This is a genomic window from Treponema sp. Marseille-Q4132 (assembly GCF_014334835.1).
Classification (GTDB): Bacteria; Spirochaetota; Spirochaetia; order Treponematales; family Treponemataceae; genus Treponema_D; species Treponema_D paredis.
This window is the reverse complement of record NZ_CP060591.1, coordinates 295,438-316,669: the sequence shown is the minus strand read 5'-3', so window position 1 is coordinate 316,669 and position 21,232 is coordinate 295,438. Positions and strand designations below refer to the sequence as shown.

The following is a 21,232-nucleotide window of genomic DNA, read 5'->3' as shown; positions in this document are numbered from 1 at the left end:
GGTTTCGATAAAGTTTTATGATAAAACCATGTATTATCCCGATGCTGCGGATTCGAATCCCGTATTTATTCACATAACGGTGCGCAATACCGGGACGGATACGCTTCGTTTTAAGCTCGCCGACGACAGAATGTTTTCGATCGATTTCAACGCGTACACGATCAAAAACGAACGCCTGTCGCAAACCGAAACGCTTGTCAGAAAACGCACGACAAATCAAACGGTGTATTTCCGGGAAATCGCGCTCGAAGCGGGTGAAGAATATTCGTTCGTCGAAAACTTAAAAGAATATCTTACCGTTGCAAATCCGTCGGTTTACTATGTCGATCTCGTATTTTATCCCGAGCTTTACCGTTTCCGCGACGAGCGTATCGCATCGAACAGACTCACGCTCGAAGTGCGTCCTTCTCCGTCGGCCGCTTCGTCTTCATCGATTCCCGTCGAAGCGGGCACCCTGCGTATCCTGCAGCCGGAGATGATTCCGCCGGATCAAGTCGTAGAGCGGACTATCGTCGCGCGCCAAAAATCGCTGTGGGATCAATACTTTTTGTATATGGACGTCGAAGCGATGCTCGAACGTACAAGCGCGCAAAAGCGGCGCTACCGAGCGGCTTCGGCCGATGAACGCGAGCGCATGATCAGCGCGTATAAATCCGATTTGATGCAGTCTCGGATCGACGGCGAAATCGTTGCCGTACCCGAGCGATTTCAAATCGAAAAGACGGTGTATTCGCAGACGGAAGGAAGCGTGCTCGTTACCGAATGGTTCAACAACCGCACGTATTACGAAAAGAAAAGCTATACGTACCGTCTCCGCCGAAGGGAAGGCGTTTGGCAAATCTACGATTACACGGTCGTCAATTTGGGGACGGAATGAAAGCGATCATCATCTGCGACGACGAAGAACTTATCGGCAAAGTCGATGCCGCCCTCGCCTCTCTCTCATACGATACGATCATCTACCGCTGGCTTTTAAAAGCGCTCGACAACATCGAAGAGATCCGGCCCGATATCGTCGTCGTGAGCGCTTCCGATTATCCCCGCCATTGGAAAACATTGACGCAGTTTATTAAAAGCGGCATTGCCGGAAAGATTCCCGACGTCATCCTCTATGCGCCGAAATCGTTTTCGGAAACAGAAAAAATGAAAGCGCAAAAGCTCGGCATCAAAGGCATATTCCATTCGTGCGATGAAGACGGTATGTCGTTTTTCCGTTCCATAGTCAATTCTCCGACAGGCGCCCTTTCGCCCGATCCCGAAAAAGCGGATAAAGAGCGGAGTGCGGAAGCGGCTTCGATATCGGAAACTTTATCGGCGGAAGCGCTTGCGCTCGGCAAAATCGGAACGGCCGTTTTTACTCACCCGAAGACGGGAGCTTTCGTCACCGGAACGATACGCAGTCTTTCCGACGGAAACGCGGAGTTTACGGCCGATATCCCCTGTCTTACCGCAGAAATTGCTTCCGGAGACAGGATCGAAGAGCTTTCGATGCGCACGTCGGGCGTGCCGACGTATTGTACGGCTTCCGTCGTAAGCGCCGGAAATGAAATTATTATAAGGCCGGATAAAGCATGAAAGGGAAACAAAGGGCAAAATTTTTTTGTGAAAACTGCGGATCGGAAGTCCCCGCGGATGCGCGCGTGTGCAAAAACTGCGGGCGTTTTTTTGCTTCCGTACGCTGCCCCTCTTGCGGTGCTACCGGAAGCGCTTCTAAATTTGCAAAAGGCTGCCCCGTCTGCGGTTACGCGATGGATTCGGGCACTTTCAACATAGAAGCGTATTCGGAAGAAGAAAAAGAAGAAGTCCGCAGACGGCTGACGGGCGCCGAACAAAATAAGATAAAAGAAGCCTTTGCCGCATACGGGCGAAAACGCGCACGAGGTTCGGGCAGCGCGCTGCCGTTTTGGGTATATGCGGTAACGATTGCGGTTTTTTTAGGAGTTATCGCTGCGGCCATAAAACTCGTACGGTGAGAGATGTCGGGTAAATTCGACCGTAAATAAGGGGCGTATATCTTTAATTAATCCTTTCGATATTTACTTTATATCCGAGAGAATTGATAACGGCAATGAATGTGTGATACGTTATCTTATCGGCCGTACGACTGTTTCTAAGTTTTTGAATAATCGTAGGAGAAACATCGGCCTTTTTTGCCAATTCGCGGACGGAAATATTTTCTTGGGTCATCTTTTCCAAAATAAATTCCGAAAGCAAAAAATCATTGTATTCTTTTTCAAATTTTTTCTTTTGCTTCGGATTATTTGTGATAAATTCATCAAAGGTTGATTTCATACAGCAATGTCTCCTAACTTTGTTTTATTTACCGTTTGTTTTTGAAAAAGAAGCACAAGTATCTATCGGGCTGGGGTTTAAAAACATAAATTCGATCACCTTCATAATTAAATTTCGTCTTATCAAATATTTTTCCGAAATCTCCCATCTTTTTGATGAGGATCAATAATTTTCGTTTTTGTACATCTGATGTTTTTAAAAAATATTCGTAAGCTTGACTGAAACCGTTTTGATCGTAAAACCATTCTATTCTAAAACAATCGCCCTCGTAAATTAAAGAGCTTTTCTCATCCATAGTGTAATTGTACCATATTTATGATACATGGTCAAGTTTTTCAAATTGTAATTCTTTCTTGCAATTTCAACGAGTGCCTCGCTCGTCGGTTTCCCTTCAATACGTAAACGTGCTGTAAATCGCTTTAAACGTATCCGCGTAGCGGTCGAAATCTTCGGGAGTCGAAGAAAAAGTCAATACGTACGCTTCGGTTCCGCTGATCGTCACGAACTGCATCTGCTGCAAAGCGATTCCGTTGAGTTCTCCCGAAAATATCTGATAGTCGGCGCCTTCTTCGATAAGTTTGAAATTCGCGTAAAGCTTTTTCAGCACTTCCCTTCCCGCTTTTAAATATGCTTTTACCGAATATTTTGACGGAAGTTTTTCTACGGTCAAATTACCGTTTTCCTGAAACGTATCGTTTTCTTCGATCGGAGAATACAGGATAAACACGGTCGCGGAATCCGTCCGCTGTGCGAGCCAAAGCGAAGGAACCGTTATGGAATAGTTGTCGATTTTTATTTCCATGCCGCCGTCGCAGAACGCCGCCGTCGCAAATGCGAAAAATAAAACCGCCGCAAAAACCGCCGTTTTTTTCATATAAACCTCTTTGAGCCGCGCACACGCAAAGGTATCGGATACGAAAATTTTGCGACGCGGATATCGTTATCTTATTCGTGCATATCGATTTTGTCAATTATAAGATGCGTCTTTTAGCCGCGCGGCGCCTTTGCAGGGTCGATCGGCATGCCGTTTTGAAAAACCATAAAGGTCAAACTCGGACTTCCCGCCGCATTTTTTCCGGCAGTGCCGACCGTGTCTCCGCACACGACGTAATCGCCTTTTTTTACATGAACCGAACCGAGCCACGAATACGCGTAGATCAATCCCGTTTTCGATTCGACGAACACGATGTTTCCGTAGCCGCGGTACATTCCGGTGTACATGACGGTTCCCGCGCGGATCGATTTTACCGGTTCGTCTTTTTCGGCCGAAAGTTCGACGCCCGACACTTTACCCTTCGTGTAGACGACGGACGGATGCTTTACCGGCCATAAAAGCGAAGAGTCTCCCGTTCTGGCAGGGCTCTGAGATGAAGATGCACTCTTACCGGACGAAGCGTTGTTCGAAATATTTTTTGCGGGAGCTGCGGGTTTTGCGGGCACTTTTATGTGTTGCCCTACTTTGATCACGGCATCGTTTGCCATATTGTTTATCGAAAGCAGATCGTATAATTTTATATCGTATCTCCGCGCGATCGAATAGAGCGTATCGCCTTTTTGAACGGTATAAGTTTCCGTATTTTTTGCAATTTCTGAAACGGGCACATTCTCCTTTTTTTCCGGTACGGCGCTCAATGCAGCCGCATTCGTTATATCGGCCGACGGAATTGTCAATTTTTGCCCCGCTTGAAGTACATCGTTTTCCGAAAGATTGTTCGCAGTTCGAAGCTCTGCAACCGTAAGCTCGTAGCGGCGGCTTATCGAATAAAGAGTGTCGCCTTTTTTGACGATATACGTGCTGTCCGCAAAAGCCGACGAGGCAAGCGCAAAGATGAGGGCAATACAGACTGCAAATGAGGACGATTTTTTTCCGTTGACTTTCATACCGTTATAATATCGGCAAAAAAAGCGAATTTAATGAGACGGACAAACGACTGTCGAAAAAGGAACAGGCTTTTGAGAAACACCATTCGCCCCAATCGAGAGGCGGCGTCAAAGTGCGACCAAATCCTGAAACAATTTTCCCGCATCGATGCCGTTTATCGTTTCGCCCGGCTTATAGTGACCGAGAAGGCTTTCCCGACCGTGTACCAAGTGTTCGGACGTAATGCCGTGTTTGATCGAACTGTCGGCTTCGAGAAGGGCCGCAAGGTGATCGGAAAGGCGCACGAGACGGCCGTCGACGGGTTCAAAAGCGTCGCTGTTAAAACGCCCGTTCAAATCTTCCCATGAAACCGCTTCGCTCTTTCCCTCCCGCCGTATGCGGTTTACGAATTCGTCGTTCGTATAGTAGCGCAGTTCGTCGGCAAAAAAATCTTCCATGAGCGGAACGAGTTCTCTGCCTGCGATTTCATCTTCGATGCGCTTTACGATGTCGGGCAGTGCGTCGGTCGCCTGTTTTACAGGCGATATGATATCGCGAGTAACGGCTTCGGGCAAATCGTGAAAGAGGGCGCAGAAAAAATTATTGATGATCCGCCTCGAACACATTTCGATTCCGGTGCTTCGCGCGAGCAGCAGCGTCATGACCGCGACAAAATAGCTGTGACCGAGCACGTTCGTCTTCGGCACCCGCGGCGTTTGATTCCAGCGCGTTTGGAAGCGCAGCTGTTCCGTCTTTAATAAAAAATCGTAGGTCTTTTGATGCGTGAGCATCATCTGCAGCCCTTCCAAATCGAGGTAGGGACGGATCTGCGCTTGGAGTTCCGTTTCGATCTTTACCAGGCGCTCCCGCTCGTTGACGACGGAGAGCATTTGGAGTTCGCGCATCGTCGAATACTTGTGCGCCGCCTGCAGTACGCGGTAGGATGCCGTAAGAGATGCGGGGATCGGAAGCGTTTCCGCTTTTTGACCGACATAGATCGTAAAGCGGGAAAAAAGTTCGTCGTCGTTTATGAGCGGACGGTATTGCGACAGCACCCATTCGTCGAGCCGAAGATATTCGGCGGTGTATTCTTTTTTTAACAAACGCTGCACGGGCGCTTTTATATCGCACAGGGAAATCTTTCGGAGCAGGTCGAACAGAGAGGCATAGGCCATCCATTCCCAATCGATCGCCTCTCCTTTGTGTTCTTCGAATTTTCCGATGATGTAGGCGATTATCATCTTTTCGCCGGCTTTATCCATTTCGATCAAATCGAAAGGCCGGATCAAATCGTTCCAGCGCTGAATGGAAAATCCTTCGAAAATTTTTAGGGCAAGCGCTTTGTTGATCATTATGAACTTGAACCCGCTTTTTGATCGGCTTCCATTTTATCTTTCCAGATGACGGCCTTTTTTTTGATATCTTCGGCATTTGTTTTATCGCCGATCGCGAGACAGAGTTTATGGCGTGCAAGCAGAAATTTGATCGCGTTGCGCATATCGTCGATGCGCCTCGTAGAAAGCTCGTATTTATCGCGGTAACCGTTTGCCGAAGCGTCGAGCAATTTTTGCAGTTTACGCACGTAAAGCACCGTCGTTTCGTAATCGGCAGAACTCGGTTCAAAATAATCGCGCGCACCCTTTTTCATGTCGATAAGATTTTTTGCAACGGCGGTAAAGCGTCCTTCAAGTTCGACGAAAGACCATTTCCATTTGCTGTTTTCGCCGAACGCGTCTTTTAAAAGACGTATGGCGAGCCCGAGCTTTCTCATGAGCAGATAACGTTTTGCGATCGGCGTATTCGCGATGTTTTCCCATTTGGACGAAAGTTCGGAGTACGGCACATCGATAAAATTCGTTACGATATCTTCGAGATAAATAATCGCACGGTAAAGCGTTTTGCGCGATTCGTTGAGCGCGTCGTTATTTTTTACTTCGAGTATTTTCAGCGACAAACTGTTTTCCGCCATGTAGAGACTCGAAACGAAAACCATATCTTCGGCAAGCTGCAGCTTTTTATACGCTTCGCCCGCGTGATCGCTTTTCATGAGCTCGATGAGCGTTTTTTCTTTTGCGAGCAGATCGTCGATTTGTTTTTGATAGGGCTTAATCGCTTCGGCAAGCTGCCCCCGCGTCGTTTCCGATATCTTTGCCATATATCCCCCGAATAAAAGTCTTTTTTTACCCTATCTTACCGAACCGTTCGAGCATCGACCGCGCGTGTTCAAGCGATTCGTTCGAATTTTCTCCGGAAAGCATACGCGCGATTTCTTTTACGCGCTCCTCCCCCCGAACGCTGCGGCATTCGGACGACGTTTTTCCGTTAGATACTGCTTTTTCAATCTTTATCTGATTATCGGCATAAACGGCAATACTTGCAAGATGCGTTATACACAATATCTGCCTGTTTTTTGCAAGGTTTTTGAGATGGCTTCCGACCGATACCGCGACTTCCCCTCCGATACCCGTATCGATTTCATCGAAGACGAGGGTCGAAACGGGATCGGTTTCGGCAAATATCGTTTTAAGCGCGAGCATGACGCGGGAAAGCTCGCCCCCCGAAGCGATCTGAGCGAGCGGTAAAAGAGGAGAACCGGGGTTCGCGCTTATCAAAAATTCGACGTTGTCCATGCCGTAGGGACCGCATTTTTGCACCGCGCCGCTTCCGGGCTTTTCTTCGACGCGCACCGAAAAGCGAGTGCCTTTCATACCGAGATTTACAAGCACCGATTCGACTTCTTTCGACATCGCATCTCCCGCAGCCTTTCGTTTTTCCGAAAGCGCTTTTGCGGCCGTGTAGACTCGCCGTTCGGTTTCCGCCGCCTCTTTTTCAAGAGAAGCTTTATCGGCGGTTCCCGCGCCGAGCCGTTCGAGATTTTCTTCGGCTTCGGCCGCATACTCCAAAACTTCGGAAAGAGGCGCCGACGGGGACGATGCGTATTTTTTCTTTAAATTATAGATGAGGGAAAGGCGCTCCTGCACTTCGACGAGGCGTGCGGGATCGAAGACGAGTTTGTCTTTATACGCGGAAAATTCTTCGGCGATATCGGACACTTCGTAAAACGCCGATTCCACGCGCGAATCCAAATCGGAAAGCGTTTTATCCATTTCGAGCGCATGGGATGCATCGCGCCGCACTTGTTTTAAAATCGACACGGCGGAAGTTTCGTTGTCGGAAAGCATATTTACGATCGTATCGATGTCTGAGGCGAGTTTTTCGTAGGACGAAAGCCTTCCCTCCTCTTCGGCAAGCAGAACGTCTTCATCGGCTTTGAGCTTCGCCTCTCGTATTTCGTTTACCGCAAACGAATACATTTCGATTTTCCGTTCCCGCTCTTCGCTCGATGCGTTGAGTTCCTCGAGGAGTTTCCGTTTTTCGACGAGTTCGGCGTAGAGTGCGGTAAAACGGCGCACTTCTTCGGTGATGCCCGCTCTCGCGTCGAGGAAAACGCGGTGCTGCACAACGCGCATGAGCGACTGATGATCGTGCTGTCCGTGAATGTCGACGAGGAGGGCTGAAAAAGAAGCCAAGTCGGCTCTCGTGACGGGCGTGCTTTGGATCCATGCCGACGACTTTCCCGAGTCGCGGAGGGTACGGCGTACGAGTACACGTCCGTCGTCGCTTTCGATGCCGTGCTGTAAAAGCCATGCTTCCGCCGTTACGGCTTCTTCCTCGACGAGTGAAGTCTGCAAAGCTTTCGGCACATCGTCTTTAGCGCCTTCGCTTTTTCCGCCGAGTAAAAAAGTTCCCGACACCGACGCTTCGTGAGAGGGGCTTCGGATCATCTGAGCGTCCGATTTTCCGCCGAGCAAAAACGACAGGGCGCCGATGAGGATCGATTTACCCGCACCCGTTTCGCCTGAAAGCACGGTAAAGCCGCGCGGAAATTCTATGGAAACTGAATCGATGAGCGCAAAATCTTTAATCGTCAGGTCTTCGAGCATGCGGCCCTCCCGACCAATTCAATTTTGAACGAAGCGCGCTGCAAAACTTTTCTGTCGTACAGCCGGCGAGCTTTACTTTGTGCGCGGCTTTCCGTATGGTGATGAGGCTTTCCGCTTTCAGCGCAAAAGGCGTTTGTCCGTCTACGGTGATAAGCGCGGCCTCTTTTCGCATCGAAAGGAGCTTTATACTCACTTCTTCGCGCGGATCGAGTACGATGGGACGCGATGAAAGCGAAAAGGCGTTTATCGGAGTGAGAATGATCGCATCGAGTTCAGGATCGACGATCGGTCCGCCGGCAGACGCCGAATATGCGGTCGAACCGGTGGCCGTGCTGACGATGATGCCGTCCGTTTTAAAAACGCCGAGCGGCACGCCGTCGTAGGATACTTCAAGCGAAACGGTTTTTGCAGCCGTATCCGCACTGACGACGACATCGTTTAAGGCGACGGCGGAAAAATCCCCTTGTAAACCGCGCGAAAAGGAAACTTCGAGCATGCTCCGCTCGCCGATAAAAAGCTTGCCCGATAAAAAAAGTTCGAGCTTTTCTTTCCATTCGTTTTTTTCGATGCTCGCGATAAAACCGAATTCGCCCAAATTGACAGGGAATACGGGAATGCCGAGCGACGCGCAGCCGCGGGCGGCAAAGAGCACCGTGCCGTCGCCGCCGAGCGTTACCGCAAAATCCGAACCGGAAAACGGATTGTCGTCGCTGAAGCCGTCAAAGCGGTAAAACGACGATGCGATATTTTTTTCCGCCAAAAAGCGCTTGATTTCATTTCCGAGAGCCTGTGATTCGCTCTTTGACGTGTTGACGACGATACTGCAGTTTTTCATACGGCTCCCGCTCACGGCAGCGTGCCGAGTACTTTTGCGATCTGCGCCGTTTCGGCATGCGTAAGCCGCGGATAGAGAGGAAACAAAACGCAGCGCAGACTGAGCGATTTTGCGCGGATGCACGAAGGTGAAAGCGCCTCATCGCGTAGCGCGATAACCGAATGTTCGAAAGCGCGGGTGATTTCGATACCTTTGCGGTCGGTATACTGTTTGACGTCTTTGTATGAACTGGAAAGGACGAGCGGAAAGGTACACATCGTCGAAGCTCCGTCAAGATCGCGTACGAGTATTTTATGCCTGCCCGACATACAGGCGCGCTGAAAAATCGTAAAAATTTCTTTGCGTTTTTCTTCGTTTTTATTAAATTCGCGGAGTTCGACCCATGCAAGGGCGGCATTTAAATCGGGAAGCAAATCGGTAAGAGGCGCTTCGTCGGTGTATTTTTTCAGCGGAATCCAATCCCGCCTGCTTCCCGCCATGACGACGGCTCCCCCGCCTGCGGTGACGACATCGCGCTCTTCGAGGCTTAAAATGGCAAATACGCCGTACAAACCCGCCCTCGCGCGTGCGGCTTCGGCGGGCGTACGTTCGGTTCCCTTAGGTGGGGGCGCCGAAGATCCGACGCTCTGTGAAATATCTTCGATGACAGGAATGCCGAGAGAAGCGATCGCGTCCATATCCGGCATAATGCCGTTCGCTTCGTGCAGAAGGAGGATGCGCCCGCCTTTTTTGATTCCCTCGGAAACGATATCCGCCGTTACGAGAGCGGTCGCTTCGTCGACATCGAGTACGAGCGGCGTATAGCCGAACTCTTCGAGGGCGAGTATCTGCCATGAAGGGGCAAGGGCTGAAATCATGACCGGCGTGCCGCTTTCCGCACCGAGCGCTTTCATTGCATATTTCAGCGCGATGGAAGGACTTCGCACGGCGACGGCGCCGTCACATTTGAAAAATTCTTTTACCGACTGGATAAAACGCGCGTTGAGCTCGCCCGGGCCAATCCTTTCGTCGACCATGCAGGTGAGCACGGCGTCCATCTCTTTCCGTCTGATCGTTGTACTGTGTGTTCGAATCATTTCCGGCCGTTAAAAATCGACAATCTTTTGCAGTTCTTTCGGATTGAACAGCTTGTGTATGTCGAGCATGATGAGATACGTACCGTTGTCGGCGCGGATAACGCCTTGAATGTATTCCGAGCCGATGCCGCTGAACATCTGCGGAGGATCTTTTATATCATCGGCCGCCACCGGAACTACGCGCGCGACGCGGTCGATGATGATGCCGATTTTATTGTTTTCGATACTGAGGATGATAAAGCCGCCTTCGATATCGGTGTCGATATTTTCATCTCTGAGCGATTTCAGCCGAAAGCGCTTGTGCAGATCGATGATAGGGATGATCTCTCCGCGCAGATTGATAATCCCTTCGACGTAATACGGCGCATTCGGAATAGGACGCACATCCTGTATTTTTACGATTTCCTTTACATCCATAATGTCGACACCGTATATTTCATCGCCGAGCTGAAACGTCACGAGTTGAAATTGGGAATCTTCTCCGGCCATATGCGCTCCTTGAAAACTGTTCCAGTCATCATATACTATATTTGCACATTTTGCAACATTCAATCCGCTTTTCAAAAAGTTCGCGTGCCATCGGTCAGAGCGGCTCGACGTCAGTCCCGCTGCCTTGCGTTCCGCCTTCTTTGTCTAATTATGTGCTTCTTTTTTTTCCGTGTATACATTTCCGGTGCGTTTGTCCTGCGTACTTCTGCGGAGTCGTTCCTCCCGCTTTATCAATCTGCGATAAAGAGCGTTACGGCGAAGACTTTTTCAGCTCCTGCGGATTTTAAAACGGCGGCGCAGCTTTCAAGCGTTACGCCCGTCGTAAAAAGATCGTCGACAATACACAGGTTTTTCGGTACTTTGCCGCCGAAGCGTTCGAGTTCTTTTTTCAGTTTTTTCATCGATTTCAGCGCGTATGTTTTTCCGATCGATTCGAGTCTCGCTTCCCGTCCGAGCCGTTTTTGTTCGCCTCCCGTACGGCGTTCGAGAATTCTGCACACGTCGTATCCGTATCGGTATTCAAAAAAACGGCAAAGATCTTCGATCTGATCCCAGCCTTTTTTGCGGATCTTACCCGGACGCGGCGGCACCGGAACGATAACGCAGGCTTTCGGCAGCGCTTGAAGGGCAAAAGCTGCACGTGAGGCAAAAAACGGAGAGAGGGCGCGCTCGCCTTGCATTTTCCAGCGGAATAAAAGCACGCTGTTCCACAAACGATACGAATAGAGAGGAAAAACGGCATCCGTATGTACCAAAAGACGCTCGCGTCTGCAGCGCATACATACGCCGCGCTCGGATATAAGCGTTTTTCCGCACACCGCACACCGCTCTTCCCCTTCGCATGGAGGCAACGCAAAATACCTCTTTTCACACCGGGTGCACAGGGGAAGCACTTTCGACTGCATACCGCAGACCGCACAAAGCTTTCCTCCGGCAACAAAAGACAGGGCTAAGCGCATCCCATACATTGCCCTTTCTTTCAATGCAAAAAAGAAGCGTTTCACGCTTTATATATCGCGTGGATTTTATATTTTTACGCGGTTTTTTTTTATTATTCGGACGAAACCGGTTTGCTATCCCGCTTTCCGTGATTCGCTCACGCTCTGCGTCCTCGCTTCGCTCCGGTCGCCGAGTCACTCCAGGCGGGCGTACGTTATTCCCCGTTTCTTCCGTAAAGCTTGCTTAAAAACGCGAGAGAGGCGGCCGCTTCGTCGGTGAGAGAGTTTTCATCCATACGCCACATCCAATTTCCGCCCGCCGTCGAAGGGGTATTCATGCGAGAGCCGTTGTCAAGTCCTAAAACGTCCTGCAGCGGGATGACGGCGTACGAAGCGATCGATGCGAACGCTTCCCTTACGAGTTTTCCGCACAATTCTCCGCTTGTGACCATAGCCCGCGCGTCTTCATTCGAAAGCGGCTTTCCGCACAGATATTCGGCGGTCACCCGCACGACATCGTCTCTTTCTCGGAGGAGCCAGCCCTGCAGCGTATCGTTGTCGTGCGTGCCGGTATAAACGACGCAGCGCGTATTTTCGTATTCATGCGGCAAAAAAGCGTTCGTCATGCCGCCGCGTCCGGCCTCTTCGGGATCGAAAGCGAACTCGAGCACTTTCATGCCCGGAAAACCGCACGAGTCGCGGAGAGCGCGCACTTCGTCGGTGATGATGCCCAAATCTTCGGCGATGACGGGGATATCGCCGAGAGATGCTTTGACGGCGGCAAAAAAATCCGCGCCGGGGCAGCCTACCCACATACCGTTTACGGCAGTCTCTTCTCCGTACGGAACCGACCAATAGGATTCAAAGCCGCGGAAGTGATCGATTCGGATACAGTCGACAAGTTCGAGCGCACGGCGTATGCGTGAAAGCCACCACGCATATCCGTCTTTTTTCATCGCATCCCAATCGTAAAGCGGATTTCCCCACAGCTGTCCCGTCGCCGAAAAATAATCGGGCGGCACTCCCGCTACGCGCGTCGGAATACCGTTTTCATCGAGCTGAAACAGTTTTTGGTTCGCCCACACGTCCGCCGAATCGGGAGCGACGAAAATCGGAATATCGCCGATGATATCGATACCGAAGGAATTGGCATAGCGCTTCAAGTCGCCCCACTGCACCGCGAAAAAAAACTGTATCGCTTTAATAACTTCGATTTTTTCCGCGTGCTCATCTTTCCACTGCCCGACCGCTTGCGGCTTACAGGATGCAAGTTCTTTCGGCCAGGAATTGTTCCACATCGCATTCGCTCCGCCCGAATTGTCTCCCTGCTCTTTTGCTTTTTCTTCGAAAAAGTTTTTTACGCTCATAAAGACGGCGTAAGTGTCGAGCCATGCCGCGTTGTCGTTTTTAAAAGATGTGAAGGCATCTCGGTCGGCCTCGTTTGCGTGCGACAAAAAATAAAGAGCGCATTTTGAAAGCGCAGGCAGCTTCCACCAAACGACCGAGCCGAAATCGACCGGTCCGTCGGAGCGTATATAATCGGGCGGCACCGTATCGTCCGCGTCCGCCCAGCCTCTTTCGGTAAGCAGTTCAAAATCGATAAGGAGCGGATTTCCCGCAAAGGTTGAAAACGATGCGTACGGAGAATCTCCGTAGCCGGTCGGGCCGAGCGGCAATATCTGCCACAGTTTTTGGTGCGAGCGATGCAGCCAGTCTACAAACCGATATGCGTTTTTTCCGAGCGTTCCGATGCCGGGACTTCCCGAAAGGGATGTCGGATGCAAAAGAATGCCGCTTTTTCGTGTAAATGTCATAATTCGATTTTACTTCTTTTACGCCGCATCCGCAAGCGGAAATTTTCCAACTCTCATCAATTTCGAAATTTTCCAACGGTTTCGTGTTTTGATAAAAACGGCGAGTTTGCGAAGCAAACTCGCCGCGTAATCTATTTATTATTAATTTCTGTGCGCGATCCAATAATCGCGAACTGTTTCGATATTGTTGTAGATATAGTTGAAATCGATTTTCCACAGCGGAATATCGGCAAGCGGAATGTTGCCTTTTGCCGTCGGATTTTCGGGTCTCACCGACCACGAACCGAGTGAAACGAGCGGCTCATAGCCCTTCCCTTTTCCGTCTTCTCCACCCATCCAAAATTTAATAAAAAGCTTTGCGGCGTTCGGATGTTTGCATTGGTTTGCGATTGAAACAAAGTTCAATGCGGGAATACCGTTAGACACGTGCATCGCCTTCGGACCGTAGTCGATCGCGTAGCCGTCGCGCTGCTTTCGAAGCTTTACGGAAGAAGCGTAGCCGACCGGCGGATTTTTTTGTCCCTTAGCGCCGACGAGTTCGATAACTTCATCGGAACCCTTTGCGATGATCGGCGAGTTTGCAAGAAAGCGTTTGATAAAAGCATAGCCTGCGTTCGGCTCGTCTTTTGCAAGCTGAATTTTCTTACCGAATACTTTTTCGTAATCGGCCGCCATTTCGTCCGCGTGCTGCACCATGGCCGTAAGCGGGGCGCAGTAGGCGTCGTTGCTCGCAGCGTCCTGGAAAACGACACGCCCCTTCCATTCGGGCTTCGTAAAATCCCACCATGACGTAATCGGGCAGGTTTTATATACTTCGGTATTGTAAAACCACAGATTCAGTTCGAGCATGAGCGGCGTAAGCGACATGTAAAGAGACGGAACGTTTTTGAAAATAGAGGCAGGCTGATAGTTATGCAGCATGCCTTCGGAAAACATTTCATACGTGTATTCGCCGACCTGCTCTTTCGAATGCAAAATATCCACAGTGCGGATACCCGATTTATATTCGGTTGCGAATTTTTCTTTCAATGTGCCGGAAGAAATATCGTATACTTCCACGTTGATGCCGGGATACGCTTCTTTAAAAGCGTTTGCAACTTTTTGCGTACGGCTTGAAATCGTATAGATAACGAGCGCGCCTTCGGCTTTCGCTTTTTGATAGAGCTCTTGGACGCTTTCGTCTTTATCGAGACCGTTTTCCCTCGCCCACTTCGCTTCTTGGCTGTTCGATTTCGTTTCGATTCGACCCACCGAAAATGCGGACGAAAGCATCGCCGCCGCCAACAGTACAGTTACTGCAATCTTTTTCATTATATACTCCTATATTAATAATTAATAAATTATAAAATCCGGTAATTGCTTCGATACGATCAATCGCTTTCGCCTTCGGCGGATTTTTTTACGAGAGCGCCGGACGCCGTATCGAATACGTTGAGCTTTTCGGGAGCTATCGCCGCGTAAACCTTTTCATCGGCTTTGTAGTGGCGGATACCGAGCCGCTTTGCAAGGAAAGATTCTCCGGCGACGGAAAGACGTATGAGCGTTTCGCTTCCCGCAGGCATACTCGAATACACGCGGCACTCGACGGCACCCTTGGATGCCGTGCCGGAAATCGTCACTTCTTCCGGCCGAAAACCTATCCTGCAGTCGAATGTTCCGTCGGGAATCTTATCGGTGCAGTCGCTTTTTTGAAATGCGAAATTTCCGAATGCGCTTTCGACTTCGAGTCCCGCTTCCGTCCGTTTCGCTTTTCCGTCGATAAGATTTATTTTCGGATTTCCGATAAATTCCGCGATGCGTACGCTCGCAGGATTTTGGTACAAACTCATAGGACTTGCAACCTGTTCGATGTGGCCGTTGAAAAAAACGGCGATGCGCGTCGACAGCGTGAGCGCTTCCACCTGATCGTGCGTGACGTAGATGATCGTCGTTCCCATCTCCTCGTGCAGTCGCTTCAGTTCGCTGCGCATATCGACGCGGAGTTTTGCGTCGAGGTTTGAAAGCGGTTCGTCGAGCAGGAGAAGTTTGACAGGCGAAGCGATGGCGCGGGCAATGGCGACGCGCTGCTGTTGTCCGCCTGAAAGTTCGGACGGATAGCGCTCCGCATATTCGCCGATCTGCATACGGCTGAGCGCGCTTTCGACAAGCTTTTTCATTTCGTCTTTCGGCGTATGCTTTACGCGAAGACCGAATGCGACGTTATCGAATACCGTCATGTGGGGCCACAGCGCATACGACTGGAACACGAGATTTAAGCCTCTCTTCGCAGGAGGTGCGAAAAAACTTTCGGCCGCGTTTACGATGCGCTCGCCGTCCATGACGATTGAGCCCGACTGCGGTTTTTCGAGACCTGCGATAACGCGCAGCGTCGTCGTTTTACCGCAGCCCGAAGGTCCGAGCAGCGTCATAAACTCTCCGTCTTCGATCGTCAAATCGACGTCTTTTAAAACGCGGTTCGTTCCGTAATATTTGTTGATGCCGGTCAATACGATTTTGCTCAATTTTCAGCCTCCGAGCCCGCCGGCAATATCGGCGTGGAAAAATTTATTTGCGATCCAATAAAATAAAAACACGAGGATAAAGAGCACGATTGCGACGGCGCTCGCCGGCTGTTGAAAGCCGTTCGTCGAATACGTGTACGCCATATACGGCAGCGTCGCCTGCGTCGGCGTCATGAGGATGACGATCAAATCGAGCTCTTTTGCGATGCTTATCAAAATGAGCATAAGTCCGCTCATAAAACCGTTTTTGGAAAGCGGAAACACGATTTTGAAAAAGCGTGTCAAAAAATTCGCACCCGCTATCTGTCCCGCTTCTTCGAGCTCCGTGCTTATCTGGAGCATATTGGACGTACCCGCGCGGGAAGCGAAGGGCAAATGCTTTACGATCGAAACGAGAACGAGCACGGCAAAGGTACCGTACAGCGACGGAATGAGCGTCAGCGGATGTCCGAAAAACGAAACGCGGGTCGGAGAGGCGAACATGGCAAGGTACATCGCACCGAAAGCGATCGACGGAATGAGGTACGGGATAAACACGAGCTGTTCCACGAGTTTTCCGCTTTTTAAATGTCTGCCGCGCGAATTGATATAGCCGATGATCTGTCCGCAAATCGTTGCGATGACGGCCGTCCACGCGACAAGCAAGAGCGTATTTTTAACGAACATCCAAAACTGCGGCGATTTGAAGACGCCAGGAAGTCCGTCGGAAATCGCGGGGTTGCTTTCTCCGAGCCAGTGATGCAGCGTAAAATTGGAAAAGCTGTAATCGCCGGCTTGGAGCATAAAGGTTTGATAGAACAAAATGCCGAGCGGAAGCACGACGGCTATGGCCAAAAACGCGGAGAGTACGGCGACAATCGGCGCTTTCCATGAACCGAGTGCAAGCGGCGTCGAACGGCTGCCCTTTCCGCCTATCGTCGCATAGGATTTCCGCGAACCGATGAGCCTTTGATTGACGAAGATATTCACCGACGCGATGAGGATGAGCATGATGCTGATCGCAAAACCCGTACCTTTTTGCGATTGAACGGTCGCATAGAGCGAAGTCGAAATCGTATAGTAGCCGACTTTGAGACCGAGAAAAGAGGGGACGCCGAAAGTGCCCATAACTTTTGAAAAAGTCAATATGACGCTTGAAAGGATGGCCGGAAGCACGAGCGGAAAGGTGATCTTTCTGAGCATAAGCCCCTTCGACGCGCCGACGATCTCTCCCATCTCTTCGAGTTCCGAATTTATGGAACGGAGAGCCGCGGAGACAAGGAGGTACGCATAGGCGTAATAATGTATGGAAAGTACAAATACGATCGGAATCGGTCCGTAGGCGAGCCAGTCGGGAGCGTTGATGCCGAAATAGCTTAAAAATCCCGCAGCCCCTCCTATCGTTTCGTTACGGAACACGGTGAGCCATGCCATGGATTTGCACCACGACGGCAGCATATACGGTACGATCACCGCAAGAGAGAAAAATCTTTTTGCCGGCAAATCGGTACGCACTAAAAGCCACGCGACAAGAGAGCCGATGAGGATCGAAAGAGCACTCGTACAAACGGCGATGACAAGAGAATTGCGGAGCGGGATCCAAAAGAGATTGCGCGAAACGTCGCTCGCCAAAAGCCGCTTCCAGTAGTACAGCGTAAACTGCCCTTCGACCGCGCCGCGCACGCGACGGAGGTCGGATTTCGCCATCGTAAAGGTCGTACCGATCATCTGTACAAGCGGGACGACGATGAGATAGCATAAAATCGCTACGGAAACGAGCATGATGATATTGTACGGATTGGTAAAATAATTTTTTAGGCGATTTTGCAACAGTCTCCGCCGGGAAAAGGACGGAAACGGCTCATCGGCATCGTACAGTGCAGGTCGCATCACATACTCCATTGAAAAATCCGACATCGGTCGCCGGGTAATGACGGGTACTGCTAAAAAATCGGTTGAATTTTCACAGGCCGTTGATACAAAAAATGGGGCCGTCTCAAAAGTCGGTTACTTTCTCGACAGCCTGTCGAGTTTAAAATTAAGTCTTTATATTGTAATGACTTAATTTTAAACGTCGCATAGTACATCAAGGAAGCTGTCCAAAAACTTCAGTTTTTGGACAGCCCCGAAATTACAATTTAATTTCGGTCAGTGTATAATACATCGTATGAAAAGTCAATGAGAATTTTTTATCGATTACGATTTTGCAATAGCAAAAATAATCGCCGTATGCTATAATTATGCCGATATATAAGATCGGGCGTCTTTAAAAAACGATCGTTAGAATTGCAGCCGGTCGGATTTTCACGGACGCGCAATCGTACCACTCGCGGAGGAATACCGATGAACAATCGTTTTGTTTTTAAAATTGCTGCGGCTTTTGCTTACACCGTGTTTTTCATATCGGCGCTCGCATCTCAGGTAAATGAACCCGAATTGAAGAGCGTTTCGGATACGGTCGAATTTATCAACTACGTCGGACCGCATGCGCGGATCGATTCGCTTTCGGCGATCAAAGAACTCGGTTCGTCGTCCGGCCGCATCATCGCCCGCTCGCGAAGTTCGTATATGAGCGCGGGCGACAGCGGGAAGTATTATGTCATCCATGCCGTCGATCCGAAAGAAAAAGGCAAGCTCGACGCCGATATTTTGTTTATCGGACGGAACGCGACGGTCGATCACATCGTCAATCTTCGACGCATCATTTCGGCATATCTTTCGGCTGCCTACAATTATTCCGAACGGGACGCCGATACGCTTGCGGTTTTTATAACGGTGTACAACGCGGTCTACCGTTCCAATATCGATTATTTCAAATCGCGCTATAAAAATATCGTAACGAAAAATCTCACGGAAAAAAACTGCGGTCTTTCGGTTCGATACGACGAATGGCCCGGCCGAAGCCAAATCGTCATTCCGCTCGCCGACGTGAACGGCGGCTTGAGTACGGTCGATACTTCGGCGATCAGCGATAAAAGAGTCGTCGAATCCATGAAAGAAGACAACGACAGGAATATCGACAGCCGCAAACAGATGGTCGACATAAAAGAACGCGAAGCCGACAAAGCAAGCGAGCAGGCGCAGAGTGCGCAAAAACGCGCGACCGAGGAACAGAAAAAACTCGACGAAGAAAAAAAGAAAAACGAAGCGGCACAGAGAGAAGCCGAAGCGGCTCGCGAAAAAGCCGAGCAAAATCCGAACGATAAAAAAGCACAGAGCGAAGCCGAAAAAAAAGAGCAGGCTGCGGACGAACAGCAAAAGAAAACCGACGAACAGGCGGAGCGTACGAAGCAGGCAAAAGATGAAGCTTCCGAAGCGCAGGCTCGAGCCGACAAAAAAGAAACCGAAGCCCAGCAGGAGCGAAAAGAGATCGCAAAGGATCAGCAGGAAATCATCGAACGAGATGCCGCAAACGCGAGAGCCGGCGCCGTATACGGTATGCAGCTGACCGACGAAAAAGAACTTCTTTCGGGTTTGGTTAAAGTCAATTCGCAGACGGGCGAAGTCATACACGCCTCCCCCGTCACCTTTATCCGCGACAGGACCTATTATCCGGCAGGAAGCGGCTTTATCGCGATTGCCGGCAAAAATGCCGGAAACGGTACGGTAAAACTCGTTATCCTCGATTCGGTCAATATGGAAATCATAAAAGAAAGCGATGAAACCGTTTCCGAAAGTTCCGTTCTCGCTCGAGACGGCAAGGATTATTATTGTATTATCCGCGACGGAAACGATTGGGTACTCGGAAAATACGACGAAACGCTGAAATTGCTTTTGAAATCGAAGGTGCCGCTCATGCAGAGCTCTCCCGTTTCGGTTTCCGATACTGCGATCGTCGTGACGGGAACGAGCGGCAGAATCAAACTGCTTGCAAAAAACGATCTGTCCGAGCTGCCCCCGCCGCAAAAAAAATAAAAAAGGCTGAACGGGACGCTTATATACGGCGTTCCGTCTTGCTCCTGTATTTTGTGTAAAAAAAAATACACCTGCCCCGTGCGCGCGATCGAAAATTTCGGACGCACACACCGTTTTAAGCCGATTTCAAGTTTTGTAAAGAGATTCGGAATCGGCTTAAAATACTTCGTTTCCGTTCAATGATCCGCTTTATTTTCGAACTTTGCGCACGGCGGGATAAACGTCATTTCGACGGTGCCCGTAGCGCCGTTACGCTGTTTTGCGACGATGAGTTTTGCGTCCTGCGGTTCGTACGGATCGTCGCGTTTTCTGTCGCGGTGGATGAATATGACGACGTCGGCGTCCTGCTCGACCGCGCCCGAACCGCGGATTTGAGCGAGCGTCGGTTCGTTGCCTTCGGCGTCGCGGGAAACCTGCGAAAGCGCTACGATCGGAATTTTCAGCTCTCGTGCGAGCGCTTTCAGCGATTTTGAAATTTCCGCTACCTGTTCGAATACGGGTGCGCTCCTGTCTTCCGTGACGATAAGTCCGATATAATCGATAAAGATGATTTTGACGCCGTGATTTGCGACGAGGCGGCGTGCCATCGCGCGGATGTCGAGGAGCTTCATATTCGGCGTGTCGATGATAAAAAGCGGCGCATCATAGCAGCGGCCTGCAGCATCCTGAAGACGTTGAAATTCCTGTATCTGCAAAAAGCCCGAACGCAGTTTATTGCCCGGAACGCGCGACACTTGGGAAAAAAGACGCTGCCCGATGAGTTCGTAGGACATTTCGAGCGAAAAAAAACCGCACGGAATACGCTTGTCGACCGAAATGTATTCCATCATCGAAAGCGCAAGCGCGGTCTTTCCGATTGACGGGCGCGCGCCGATGACGATGAATTCCGAATTTTGAAAACCGCTTGTCATCGTGTCGAGTTTTGAAAATCCCGACGGAACGCCGGTAAATTGATTGCGGCTTTGGTATCGCTTGTTGATAAGTTCGATCGTCTCCGCGAGCACGTCGTTTATCTTGTGGATTTCCGTCGCTTCGTTGCGCTGCGAAAGCGCGAATATTTTCTGTTCGGCGTCTTCGATGAGTTCGACGCTTTCGTGCGTTTCATCGAATGAAGATGCGTGCATTTCCGATGCGATTTTGATGAGGTCTCTGCGGTATGCGCAATCGATGACGATGTCGGCGTAGTATTTGATATTCGCGCTCGTAGGCACTTTACCCGTCAAATCTGCAATATAAGCCGCCCCGCCCGCTTTTTCGAGGCTGCCGTCTTTTGTCAGCTGATTGATGACGGTAAGCGTATCGCCCGTGATATTTTGCTGAGCGAGAGCGATCATCGCTTCATAGATGATTCGGTTTTGCAGCGAATAAAAGCGATCCGCACGCAGGATCGTAACGATATCGGTTACGGCATCCCAATCGAGAAGGAGCGCGCCGAGAACCGCCTGTTCGGCTTCCGCATTGTGCGGCGGAACCTTATCTTTTAACACCGCAGCTGCCATATTTTTCTCCACACGCTTTCAACAGATTATCCCCAAGATATCCACAAGTCGGCATCTTTAGACGGCGAAAGCCGGCCGCTCCTTCGGAA

General features: G+C 50.1%; 20 protein-coding genes. 4 read left to right on the top strand and 16 right to left on the bottom strand.

What is annotated here, in order from left to right; genetic code table 11:
- The first annotated feature begins 28 nt into the window (after nt 1-28).
- The 3 genes from H9I35_RS01485 to H9I35_RS01475 are packed head-to-tail and all read left to right on the top strand — an operon-like array spanning nt 29 to nt 1,973.
- The gene (locus H9I35_RS01485; RefSeq protein WP_252722690.1) at nt 29-877 is read left to right on the top strand and encodes a hypothetical protein; all 849 of its coding nucleotides are present in this window, start codon (nt 29-31) and stop codon (nt 875-877) included.
- The gene (locus tag H9I35_RS01480) at nt 874-1,575 is read left to right on the top strand and encodes a hypothetical protein (RefSeq protein WP_187419896.1); all 702 of its coding nucleotides are present in this window, start codon (nt 874-876) and stop codon (nt 1,573-1,575) included. Before H9I35_RS01485 ends, H9I35_RS01480 begins: the two co-directional genes overlap by 4 nt.
- Nucleotides 1,572-1,973 carry a zinc ribbon domain-containing protein gene (locus H9I35_RS01475; protein ID WP_187419895.1) on the top strand — a complete coding sequence of 134 codons (402 nt, stop codon included), beginning with the start codon at nt 1,572-1,574 and terminating at the stop codon, nt 1,971-1,973. The genes H9I35_RS01480 and H9I35_RS01475 overlap by 4 nt, the downstream gene beginning before the upstream one ends.
- Before the next feature lie 43 nt (nt 1,974-2,016).
- On the opposite strand, the gene H9I35_RS01470 is transcribed toward H9I35_RS01475, so the two are convergent.
- From H9I35_RS01470 to H9I35_RS01400, 15 genes are all read right to left on the bottom strand, one after another.
- Nucleotides 2,017-2,292, bottom strand: coding sequence for a helix-turn-helix domain-containing protein (locus H9I35_RS01470; RefSeq protein WP_016520051.1), 276 nt, complete (start codon nt 2,290-2,292; stop codon nt 2,017-2,019).
- Between the two features lie 28 nt (nt 2,293-2,320).
- Nucleotides 2,321-2,587: a type II toxin-antitoxin system RelE/ParE family toxin gene (locus tag H9I35_RS01465; RefSeq protein WP_252722689.1), complete on the bottom strand. Its 267-nt coding sequence runs from the start codon at nt 2,585-2,587 to the stop codon at nt 2,321-2,323.
- Between the two features lie 96 nt (nt 2,588-2,683).
- Nucleotides 2,684-3,166, bottom strand: a complete 483-nt coding sequence (locus H9I35_RS01460) for a hypothetical protein (protein WP_016520049.1) — start codon at nt 3,164-3,166, stop codon at nt 2,684-2,686.
- 113 nt (nt 3,167-3,279) lie between these two features.
- Nucleotides 3,280-4,173 (bottom strand): M23 family metallopeptidase, encoded by an 894-nt coding sequence (locus H9I35_RS01455; protein ID WP_187419894.1) that lies wholly within the window; start codon nt 4,171-4,173, stop codon nt 3,280-3,282.
- Nucleotides 4,174-4,281: 108 nt separating this feature from the next.
- Nucleotides 4,282-5,505 (bottom strand): HD domain-containing protein, encoded by a 1,224-nt coding sequence (locus H9I35_RS01450; protein WP_187419893.1) that lies wholly within the window; start codon nt 5,503-5,505, stop codon nt 4,282-4,284.
- Nucleotides 5,505-6,308: a hypothetical protein gene (locus tag H9I35_RS01445; RefSeq protein WP_187419892.1), complete on the bottom strand. Its 804-nt coding sequence runs from the start codon at nt 6,306-6,308 to the stop codon at nt 5,505-5,507. The genes H9I35_RS01450 and H9I35_RS01445 overlap by 1 nt, the downstream gene beginning before the upstream one ends.
- A 25-nt stretch (nt 6,309-6,333) precedes the next feature.
- On the bottom strand, nt 6,334-8,097 hold the full coding sequence (gene recN / locus H9I35_RS01440) for a DNA repair protein RecN (protein ID WP_187419891.1): 1,764 nt from the start codon (nt 8,095-8,097) through the stop codon (nt 6,334-6,336).
- Nucleotides 8,075-8,932 carry an NAD(+)/NADH kinase gene (locus H9I35_RS01435; protein ID WP_187419890.1) on the bottom strand — a complete coding sequence of 286 codons (858 nt, stop codon included), beginning with the start codon at nt 8,930-8,932 and terminating at the stop codon, nt 8,075-8,077. Before H9I35_RS01435 ends, recN begins: the two co-directional genes overlap by 23 nt.
- An 11-nt stretch (nt 8,933-8,943) precedes the next feature.
- Entirely contained in the window at nt 8,944-10,008 is a 1,065-nt protein-coding gene (locus H9I35_RS01430) for a DegT/DnrJ/EryC1/StrS family aminotransferase (protein WP_187419889.1), read from the bottom strand.
- Nucleotides 10,009-10,017: 9 nt separating this feature from the next.
- Entirely contained in the window at nt 10,018-10,497 is a 480-nt protein-coding gene (locus H9I35_RS01425; RefSeq protein ID WP_187419888.1) for a chemotaxis protein CheW, read from the bottom strand.
- Nucleotides 10,498-10,727: 230 nt separating this feature from the next.
- Nucleotides 10,728-11,276, bottom strand: coding sequence for a ComF family protein (locus H9I35_RS01420; protein ID WP_187419887.1), 549 nt, complete (start codon nt 11,274-11,276; stop codon nt 10,728-10,730).
- Between the two features lie 374 nt (nt 11,277-11,650).
- Nucleotides 11,651-13,249 (bottom strand): 4-alpha-glucanotransferase, encoded by a 1,599-nt coding sequence (gene malQ, locus H9I35_RS01415; RefSeq protein WP_187419886.1) that lies wholly within the window; start codon nt 13,247-13,249, stop codon nt 11,651-11,653.
- A gap of 141 nt (nt 13,250-13,390) precedes the next feature.
- Nucleotides 13,391-14,560 (bottom strand): ABC transporter substrate-binding protein, encoded by a 1,170-nt coding sequence (locus tag H9I35_RS01410; RefSeq protein ID WP_187419885.1) that lies wholly within the window; start codon nt 14,558-14,560, stop codon nt 13,391-13,393.
- Between the two features lie 59 nt (nt 14,561-14,619).
- The gene (locus H9I35_RS01405) at nt 14,620-15,750 is read right to left on the bottom strand and encodes an ABC transporter ATP-binding protein (RefSeq protein WP_187419884.1); all 1,131 of its coding nucleotides are present in this window, start codon (nt 15,748-15,750) and stop codon (nt 14,620-14,622) included.
- Nucleotides 15,751-15,753: 3 nt separating this feature from the next.
- Nucleotides 15,754-17,619: an ABC transporter permease gene (locus H9I35_RS01400; RefSeq protein ID WP_187420709.1), complete on the bottom strand. Its 1,866-nt coding sequence runs from the start codon at nt 17,617-17,619 to the stop codon at nt 15,754-15,756.
- Nucleotides 17,620-18,072: 453 nt separating this feature from the next.
- Here H9I35_RS01400 and H9I35_RS01395 point away from each other — a divergent pair, with 453 nt between their 5' ends.
- Complete coding sequence (locus tag H9I35_RS01395; protein ID WP_187419883.1) at nt 18,073-19,644, top strand: P83/100 family protein; 1,572 nt, start codon at nt 18,073-18,075, stop codon at nt 19,642-19,644.
- Between the two features lie 176 nt (nt 19,645-19,820).
- On the opposite strand, the gene dnaB is transcribed toward H9I35_RS01395, so the two are convergent.
- Entirely contained in the window at nt 19,821-21,143 is a 1,323-nt protein-coding gene (dnaB, locus tag H9I35_RS01390; protein ID WP_016520035.1) for a replicative DNA helicase, read from the bottom strand.
- Between the last annotated feature and the right edge of the window lie 89 nt (nt 21,144-21,232).